Genomic DNA, 8308 nt, shown 5'->3' with positions numbered 1-8308 from the left:
GGTAAGCCGTGTGCGGGAAAACCGCACGCACGGATTGAAAGGGGACAGGGGAAACGGGTCCAACCTACGGACACCGCGCCCCTAACTACCAATGGGTGTGACGGTGAAGGTTGGGGAGCAGGACGCTTATCTGGCGCGGGTGGGCCGGGCCGGCATGTTGTTGCTGCCGATGATCACGGGGATCGGGGAGCAGGTCCGGGTCTGGGCCGATGAGCTGGCGGGGGAGGGAATCACGGCGCTGGTGTGGGATCCGTTCAAGGGGCGGAGTACGGACAACTCGACGCGCGAGGAGCTCAGCGCGTTGCTGCGGGAGATGGACGACGACGCCGCGTTGGCCGAGCAGGCCGAGTTGCTCGACTACCTGACCGGTGAGCTCGGGTGCGCCAAGTCCGGAGTGATCGGGTGGTGCCTGGGTGGGCGGTTCGCCTTCCTGCTCAGCGCCCGGGACCAGCGAGTCGCGAGTGTCGTCGCGTTCCACCCGACCGTGCCGTCCAAGCTCCCACCGCATCACACGTACGACGCGATCGCGGAGGCCGCCGGGATCACTGCGCCGGTGCTCGTGAGCTACCCGAGCGCGGACACCGCCGTACCGAATGCAGACTTCGAAGCGCTGCAGACCGTGCTACAGGCGCGGACGACCGGCGCAACGTTCACGCAGTACTTCCCTGGGGCGGACCACGGATTCTCCGACAAGTCGCGTCAGGACAAAGAGGTCAACGCCAACGCTTACCGTCTGGCGTGGCCGCAGGCGCTAGCGTTCATGAGGGCGACAGTCAGCTAACGGTCAGGCGGCGCGGCGATGCGCGGTGGGCGTGGTGCCGCGCACTCGCTTGAAGGCAACGCTCAACGCGAACGCGTTCGCGTAGCCGACGCGCCGGGCGATCGTCTCGACCGTGTCCCGGGTCGCGCGCAACTGATCCGCAGCCAGGGTGATCCGCCACCCGGTGAGGTAGCTCATCGGCGCCTCACCCACCAGCGCGGTGAACCGACGGGCCAGCGATGCGCGCGAAACCCCGACTCGATCCGCCAGTTCGGCGACGTTCCACGGGTACGCCGGATCCTCGTGCAGCAACCGTAATGCCGTGCCGGCGACGGGATCGGTCTGCGCCTGGTACCACCCTGGCGCGTGCGACTCCGGCCGGGCGAACCACGCCCGCAACGTGGTGATCAGAGCAAGATCCAGCCACCGATCCAGCACACTCTGCTGCCCCGCCGCATCCCGCTGGATCTCGCCGATCACCATGTCCGTCACCGGGCCTGCGACCTCCGCCGCCGGTACGACGAGCACCGGCGGAAGTGCCGTCACGAGCCGCCGGCTGACGTCCCCGGCCACCTGATAGGTGCCGCTGGCAACCATCACTTCTCCGGGCGCACGACTGCCGTACGTGCGTACTCCGAGCCGGGCCGAGTAGTCGACCGGTGCCCCAGGCAACGGTTCGCACACGCCGCCCGGGTGGATCCGCAACTGCGGCGCGGTCTCGACACTGTCCCCGACCACGTACGGCGCAGGCCCGGTGAAGATCGCGACATCGCCCTGGTCCATCCGCAGCGGCTCGATGCCGTCGCGGGTCACCCAGCCCGAACCGCGAACGAGCGTCGCCAGCGCAAGCGGCGCCTCGTCGCGGATCTCGATCGCCCACGGCGGATCCATGATCGTCAGGTTGAACACCCCGTCACGGGCGCGGGTCCCGGCCAAGAGGTCGTCGAGCACGTCCATGCTCCGATCTTAACCCGGCTGAGCGTCACAGACATCGAACTGCGTCGAACAACCATGGTTTGTCTCACCGCATCCCGGTGAACTAGGGCCATGACAACGACACCGATTCTGATCCTGAGTGGTAAGGGCAAGACCGGCCGCCGGGTGGCGGCGCAGCTCGACGCACGGGGCGTCCCGTACCGGCTGGCATCCCGGTCCAGCGAGCAGCGCTTCGACTGGTACGACGACAGCACCTGGTCGGCGACGATCGCCGGCGCGGACACGGCGTACCTGGCGCCCCCGGTCGGGCCGACCGGACTCGCGCAGGCCGGCCGGTTCGTCCAGCAAGCGGCCGCCGAAGGTCTGCGCCGAGTCGTCCTGCTGTCCGGCCGCGGCGTCGGCAGCCCGGGACGCGACTTCGCCGTGTACGACGGTTCGCTCGAGCTGGAGCACGCGCTGAAGGCGAGTGGCGCGGACTGGACCATCGTCCAGCCGGCGTGGTTCGCCCAGGGGTTCAGCGAGGACTTCCTGCGCTACCACGTGCTCGCCGGCGAGATCCGGCTGTCGGCCGGGACTGGCGCCGAGGCGTGGATCGACACCAACGACGTCGGCGATGTGATGACCGCGGCGCTGCTCGACGAGTCGTACACCGGCCAGGTCCTCGCGCTGTCCGGCCCGCGTCCACTCACCATGACCGAGGTCGCCGACGCGCTCACGACCGCGACCGGCCGGCCGATCACGTACGTCGACCTCGATCCCGAGAAGCACGTCGCCGAACTGATCGAGCAAGGCCTCACGCCCGAGGACGCCGAGGCTGTCCGCGACCTGTTCGCCGTGATCCGCAACCACCGCTCCGAGTATGTCTCCGACGGCGTCCAGAAGGTCCTCGGTCGCGCACCCCGCGACTTCACCGACTGGTCCCGCGACACGGCGGCGACCGGGATCTGGGCAACTGAGTAGGGCGGACGCCCAGCACTCATCAATCGACACATCGCGGGTCGTCGCGCGCTCAGCCGTCACGTCCGAGGACGATTGTGGAGTGGTGGAGATCCGCCTCCCCGCCCACCTGAAGGCGGGGAGGCGGATCGCCGTCAGCGGTGCAGGGAGGTCCACTCGTCGTGGGTGAGCTCCTGCACTTCCGAAGCCGGCGCCTTGGACTGGACGGTGCTGCCCTGGCCGACGGCGCCGCCGCCGAAGACGAGGCTCGCCCAGTTGTTCTGCGCGGTCAGCGAGGACGTGACGTTGTCGTCGTTGATGTCCGCCGCGGTGGTGTCCACGGAGTCGCCGTCACAGTTCCAGTCGATCGGGCCGCTGGCCGCGCCGGCCGTGGTCCGGGTCGAACCGTTCGGGCATTTCCAGCTGGTCCTGAAGGCGGACGCCGTACTGCCGAGGCCGGTCGACTCCTTCAGGCTGGCCTCGTTCAGGGCCGGCGGGGCGACGTTCGAGTAGCCCCAGTAGGTGCTGCCGTCGGCCTTGAGCACGCCGCCGAGCTGGAAGAAGTAGTTCATCACGCTCAGGTAGTTCGGCTTGTAGTTCAGGTTGTCGGTGCCGCCGTGCTTGAGGCCGATGTTGTGGCCGAGCTCGTGCACGAACGTGCCGACGTTGTAGTTGTCGGTCGCGTTCCAGCCGCACTTCGGGCCGACCGTGACGATGAACGTGTCGTTCGGGATGTTGAAGGCCTGGCCACTGCTGCAGCCGCCGTCGTAGCTGTCTCCCCAGATCATGTAGTGGAAGACGGCCTTGCGGACCGTGGCGAAGTTGGCGGCCTTGATAGCGTTGGTCTGCGTCGCCGACGGGTTCAGGTCGGCGTCGTACGGCACCTGGTTGCCGCCACCGAGGTTGTACGCCGTGCCGCGGGCGGAGCCTGCGTCCAGGTGGATCTTGACGCCGGTGGTGCCGTCCGGGTTGCTGACCGGTGCGGTGGCGAAGACCTGCACGATCCGGTCGAGAGCGGCCGTACTGGCGAGCCGGCCCTCCATGTAATCCATCTCGACGAACAGATCCTTCTTCGTCGGTGACGCGCCCAGCGCGGGCAGGTTCACGTCGATGACGCCGTCACCGTTGGCGTCGTACCCGTTCGTCTCCCAGGTGTCGGGGAGCGAGTCGCCGTCGGTGTCGGTCGCAGCCGGTGCGGCGACGGTCCGGACTCCGTCGGCGGACGGAGGAACGGCCGCCACCGCACTCGTGGCGGCGAGCGCGGCGACGGCCAAAGAACTCAGCATGGTCAGAAAGGCGGGGCGGGGCCTCATCAGATCTCCTTGGGGGCGGTGGGTGATCTGCCCGCTACCGTAGGTGATCCGATTCAGGTCGCGCGGCTCAGAAGAGCCACTGGCGCAATTGGGTCAGGTCAGCCCCCCGAGCGCAGCATCGCCCGGATACCGACGGTCAGACCGAGGGCGGCGGTCACGATCGCGGCGACCCAGCCCCACAGCACCGCGCTCGAGACCACATCACCGGAGAACAGCGTCCGCTCGGCGTCGACGACGTACGACAGTGGGTTGAACTTGGCCGCGATCCGCATCCATTCCGGCCCGGTCTCCAGCGGCAGTAGCATCCCGGACAGGATCATCAGCGGGAACAGGAACGTCTGCTGCACGACCCAGAACATCCAGTCCTGCTTGCGCACCGCGATCGCCAGCGCGTAACTGAACGAGCCCAGCCCGATCCCGAAAACCGCCAGCAGCGCCAGCCCCACCAGCGCGCCACCGACATGCAGGTCGAACGCGAACGGCGTCATCACCGCGATCACGATGATCGCCTGCCCGAACAGCGGCACCATCTCCTTCAGTGCGCGCCCGACCAGCAGGGACGACCGCGACAGCGGGGTGACGAGCATCCGTTCGTGGGCGCCGGTCTGGAACTCGAAGAGCAGGTTGGCGCCGGTGGTCGACGTACCGAAGAGCGTCGTCATCACCAGGATCGACGGGACGAACCACTGCCACACGCCGTCGCCGAACGAGCCGCCCATCGATCCGGACAGCAGCGGGCCGAACAGGGCGAGGAAGATCAGCGGCTGAATCATCCCGAACAGCAACGAGAACGGGTCACGCAGGACCGGCTTCAGTTCCCGCGTCATCACGATGCGGATGTCGCGCAACAGGTTCCGCGACGGCTGGTCGGCGGCCGGAGCCTGCAGGTTTGCAACAGTCAGCGTGGTCATCAGGCTGCCTTTCCGTTCGAGTCTTCCCGCAGGCTGCGGCCGGTGAGGTTGAGGAACACATCGTCGAGCGTCGGCCGATGCACCTGTGCCGCCGCGACCGGTACGCCGTTCTGCTGAGCGACCGTGATCAGCTCGGGCAGCGCCGCCGGACCGTCCGCGACCCGGACACTGAGCTCGTCGCCGACGGCAACCACTTCACGAGCTTCGGGCAACTTCTCCGCCAGCCTGGACAGATGTGCGAGGTTGCTAGGAGCAACAGTCAGGGCGATCCGATCCCCGGCCAGCTTGGCCTTCAAGGCGTCGGCGGTGTCGTCCGCGATCACCTGACCGTGGTCGACGACCACAACCCGCTCGGCCATCGAGTCGGCCTCGTCCAGGTAGTGCGTGGTGAGCACGATCGTCATCGCGTACCGCTCGCGCATCCGCAGGATGTGATCCCACAGGTTCGCCCGGTTCTGCGGGTCGAGGCCGGTCGACGGCTCGTCCAGGAACAGCAATGACGGCGCGTGGACGAGCCCCATCGCGACATCCAGCCGGCGCCGCTGACCGCCGGACAACTCCGACACCTTGCGCTGGGCAAGTTCCCTCAGCTCCAGCGACTCCAGGAGCTCGGACGTACGCCGCTTCGCCGCCCGCCGGTCGAGTCCGTAGATGACCCCCTGGCCGACCAGTTCGCCGGCCGCGCGCTGGTTGTGCCCCGCGCCGTTGCCCTGGCCGACGTACCCGATCCGCCGGCGAACCTGGCTGGGTTGTGCGCTCACGTCGTACCCGGCGACCGTCGCCGTTCCCGACGTCGGGGTGATCAGGGTGGTGAGCATCCGCAGGGTGGTGGTCTTGCCGGCGCCGTTCGGGCCGAGGACGGCGACGAGCTCGCCGGGTTCGACGTCGAGGCTGATGCCGCGGACCGCGTGCACGGTCTCGGTACGGCTCACCACGAAGTCCCGGGTGAGCGCTCGGGTGCTGATCACGATGTCTCCTTCGGTCTTGGCTTGATGCCTGAGACACTTCCAGCAGAAGAGGACAGGTCTTGACCGTTACTCGTGGCAATCTGAAGTCATGTCCGAGACCTCAGCCCGCTTGCTCTCGCTGCTGTCCCTGCTCCAGGCCCGCCGCGACTGGCCTGGCGCGCTGCTGGCCGAACGCCTCGAGGTCAGCCCGCGCACGGTCCGCCGCGACGTCGACCGGTTGCGCGATCTCGGTTATCCCGTGCGCGCGAGCAAGGGGCCGGACGGCGGCTACCGCCTCGATGCGGGGGCGGACCTGCCTCCGCTGTTATTCGACGATGACCAGGCGATCGCCGTCGCGGTCGCCCTGCAAACCGCGACGACCACGGTCACCGGGATCGAGGAGGGCGCGTTGCGCGCGCTCGCCACGGTCCGTCAGGTGATGCCCGCGCGCCTGCGCCAACGGGTCGACGCGCTGCAGGTGACGACCGTCGATCGGTACGCCGACACCCGCCGTACGACGGTCGACTCGGACCAGCTGATCGCGATCGGGATGGCGGTCCGGGCCCGCGAGGTACTGCGGTTCGACTACAAGTCACCGGGTGCGTCGGAGGAGGAGTGGTTGCCGCCGCGCAAGGTGGAGCCGCATCACCTGGTGACCTGGGGTGGGCGGTGGTACCTGGTCGCCTGGGACCTGGAGCGGAAGGACTGGCGGACGTTCCGGGTGGACCGGATGAATCCGAAGACGCCGACCGGTCCGCGGTTCACCCCGCGGGAGTTGCCGGCGCCCGACGTGGCGACGTACATCTCCAGCCGGTTCAAGACCGGGGACCAGTTGACCTGCCGGGGCGAAGCGATCCTGCAGGCGAAGGCGTCCGACATCGTCCAGTGGGCCGGTCGCGGCGCGATCGTCGAGGAGATCACCCCGACGAGTTGCCGGCTGATCCTGACCGCCTGGTCGTGGACCGGGCTGGCCGCGACCTTCGGGATGTTCGAGTGCGACCTGGAGTTCGTCGGGCCGCAGGAACTGAAGACCGCCGCCGCTCACCTCGCCGCCCGCTACCACGTGGCCGCGTCGTGATCGCCGAACTGATCGTTGCCGACGCGATCGCTTGGCGGACCTGGCTCGGCGAGCACCATCAGGAGCCCGACGGGATCTGGTTGGTCCTCGCGAAGAAGGACGTGACCACGCCGACGAGCCTCACCTACGATCAGGCGCTCGAGGAGGCGCTGTGCCACGGCTGGATCGACGGTCAGCGCCGGAGCCGGGACGAGAAGACCTTCATCCAGCGCTACACGCCGCGACGCTCGCGCAGCATGTGGTCCCAGCGGAACGTCGAGATCGTCGCGCGACTGGCACGCGAAGGCCGGATGCTGGCGGCCGGTCACTCCGAGGTCGAGCGGGCCAAGGCGGACGGACGCTGGGACAAGGCGTACGGCGGCTCGGCCAGTCGTGAGGTCCCGGCGGACCTGGCCGAGGCGCTCGCCGCCGAGCCGCGGGCGCAGGCGATGTTCGAGATCCTCACCAGCGCGAACCGGTTTGCGGTGATTCACCGGGTGACCAGCGTGAAGCGGCCGGAGACCAGAGCCAAACGGATCGCGCAGTTCGTCGAGCAGTTGGCTCGCGGCGAGACGATCTACCCGCAGAAGCGCACGCTCTGATCAGTACAGCAACGGGTTGAAGGGTGACGAGACGGTTTCGCCGGGCTGGTTGCCGGGCATCCAGGCGGCGAGGTCGGCCTCCTGGAAGCTGTTGGCCGGCGGGGCAATCTCCATCGCGGCGTCGACGTAGATGACCGTCATCACCCGGCGCGGTACGTCGGTCTGGTTCGCCGGAGCGTGGTGGAAGGTCCAGCCGAGGTGGTAGCTGACCTCGCCCAGTTCGTACGGCTCGGAGACCTCCGGGAACTCCTGCTCGGCCAGCGCCTCCTGCAGGACCCGCTCGGACTCGTCGCTGATCGGCAGATCGCGGCCGTGCTCGAAGACGTGACTGCCCGCGGCGAACGAGAGCGGACCCATCTCCATTGGCGTCTCCTGCAACGGCACCCAGACCGTCACACACCGGTCCGTCGCGAACGGCCAGTAGTACTGGTCCGCGTGCCACGGCGTGACGCCGCCGCCGGACTCTTTGTAGAGCGCCTGGTCGTGGTACAGCCGCACGGACGGGACGCCCAACAGTTGCGCCGCGATTCGCGCCAGCCGCGGTGACGACACGAACTCCAGCACCCGCTCGCTGTCCTGCCACAGGTTCATCACCTGCAGGAACGCCTTCCCGTAGGTGTCGCGCTCCTCCAGCGGCAGGTGCTGCGTGTTCAGCTCGATCACCTTGCCGGTGATCTCCGGCTCGTACGCCGCGATCGTGTCGGGACTGAGCACGTTCTTCAGCTTGACGAAGCCGTGCTCGGCGAAGTGCGCGATGTCGGACCGGCTGAGGGTGTAGTCGGTCTCGAGCTCTGGGCGGGTCAGAGTCATGGGACCTAAGCGTTCCGGTGTGCTTTATCGATGTAA

9 protein-coding genes are annotated in these 8308 nt (G+C 68.2%); 4 read left to right on the top strand and 5 right to left on the bottom strand.

Annotated elements, in window-relative coordinates:
• Positions 1 to 103 precede the first annotated feature (103 nt).
• Positions 104 to 781, top strand: coding sequence for a dienelactone hydrolase family protein (locus ACZ3HV_RS25420; RefSeq protein WP_465687459.1), 678 nt, complete (start codon positions 104 to 106; stop codon positions 779 to 781).
• Between the two features lie 3 nt (positions 782 to 784).
• On the opposite strand, the gene ACZ3HV_RS25415 is transcribed toward ACZ3HV_RS25420, so the two are convergent.
• Positions 785 to 1717 (bottom strand): AraC family transcriptional regulator, encoded by a 933-nt coding sequence (locus ACZ3HV_RS25415; protein WP_360361019.1) that lies wholly within the window; start codon positions 1715 to 1717, stop codon positions 785 to 787.
• Positions 1718 to 1807: 90 nt separating this feature from the next.
• On the opposite strand from ACZ3HV_RS25415, the gene ACZ3HV_RS25410 reads away from it, so the two are divergent.
• Positions 1808 to 2656, top strand: coding sequence for an NAD(P)H-binding protein (locus ACZ3HV_RS25410; protein ID WP_465687458.1), 849 nt, complete (start codon positions 1808 to 1810; stop codon positions 2654 to 2656).
• A 131-nt stretch (positions 2657 to 2787) separates the two neighbouring features.
• On the opposite strand, the gene ACZ3HV_RS25405 is transcribed toward ACZ3HV_RS25410, so the two are convergent.
• The 3 genes from ACZ3HV_RS25405 to ACZ3HV_RS25395 all read right to left on the bottom strand — a co-directional run bounded on the left by ACZ3HV_RS25405 (position 2788) and on the right by ACZ3HV_RS25395 (position 5824).
• Positions 2788 to 3945, bottom strand: a complete 1158-nt coding sequence (locus ACZ3HV_RS25405) for a zinc metalloprotease (RefSeq protein ID WP_465687457.1) — start codon at positions 3943 to 3945, stop codon at positions 2788 to 2790.
• A 98-nt stretch (positions 3946 to 4043) separates the two neighbouring features.
• The gene (locus ACZ3HV_RS25400) at positions 4044 to 4856 is read right to left on the bottom strand and encodes an ABC transporter permease (protein WP_465687456.1); all 813 of its coding nucleotides are present in this window, start codon (positions 4854 to 4856) and stop codon (positions 4044 to 4046) included.
• Positions 4856 to 5824 (bottom strand): ATP-binding cassette domain-containing protein, encoded by a 969-nt coding sequence (locus ACZ3HV_RS25395; RefSeq protein ID WP_465687455.1) that lies wholly within the window; start codon positions 5822 to 5824, stop codon positions 4856 to 4858. The genes ACZ3HV_RS25400 and ACZ3HV_RS25395 overlap by 1 nt, the downstream gene beginning before the upstream one ends.
• A gap of 88 nt (positions 5825 to 5912) precedes the next feature.
• Between ACZ3HV_RS25395 and ACZ3HV_RS25390 the strand changes: the two genes are divergently transcribed.
• Positions 5913 to 6881, top strand: a complete 969-nt coding sequence (locus ACZ3HV_RS25390) for a helix-turn-helix transcriptional regulator (protein WP_465687454.1) — start codon at positions 5913 to 5915, stop codon at positions 6879 to 6881.
• On the top strand, positions 6878 to 7462 hold the full coding sequence (locus tag ACZ3HV_RS25385; RefSeq protein WP_465687453.1) for a YdeI/OmpD-associated family protein: 585 nt from the start codon (positions 6878 to 6880) through the stop codon (positions 7460 to 7462). Before ACZ3HV_RS25390 ends, ACZ3HV_RS25385 begins: the two co-directional genes overlap by 4 nt.
• On the opposite strand, the gene ACZ3HV_RS25380 is transcribed toward ACZ3HV_RS25385, so the two are convergent.
• Positions 7463 to 8272, bottom strand: a complete 810-nt coding sequence (locus ACZ3HV_RS25380) for a phytanoyl-CoA dioxygenase family protein (protein WP_465687452.1) — start codon at positions 8270 to 8272, stop codon at positions 7463 to 7465.
• Positions 8273 to 8308: the final 36 nt, after the last annotated feature.

The organism is Kribbella sp. NPDC020701 (assembly GCF_055562215.1).
Note: the sequence above shows the minus strand (reverse complement) of the source record. Positions and strands in the feature narration are given on the sequence as shown.

Bases quoted from the DNA above. Each gene is read 5' to 3' on its own strand.
- ACZ3HV_RS25405 (WP_465687457.1), bottom strand. From the start codon at position 3,945: ATGAGGCCCCGCCCCGCCTTTCTGACCATGCTGAGTTCTTTGGCCGTC.
- ACZ3HV_RS25380 (WP_465687452.1), bottom strand. From the start codon at position 8,272: ATGACTCTGACCCGCCCAGAGCTCGAGACCGACTACACCCTCAGCCGG.
- ACZ3HV_RS25410 (WP_465687458.1), top strand. From the start codon at position 1,808: ATGACAACGACACCGATTCTGATCCTGAGTGGTAAGGGCAAGACCGGC.
- ACZ3HV_RS25390 (WP_465687454.1), top strand. From the start codon at position 5,913: ATGTCCGAGACCTCAGCCCGCTTGCTCTCGCTGCTGTCCCTGCTCCAG.
- ACZ3HV_RS25400 (WP_465687456.1), bottom strand. From the start codon at position 4,856: ATGACCACGCTGACTGTTGCAAACCTGCAGGCTCCGGCCGCCGACCAG.
- ACZ3HV_RS25415 (WP_360361019.1), bottom strand. From the start codon at position 1,717: ATGGACGTGCTCGACGACCTCTTGGCCGGGACCCGCGCCCGTGACGGG.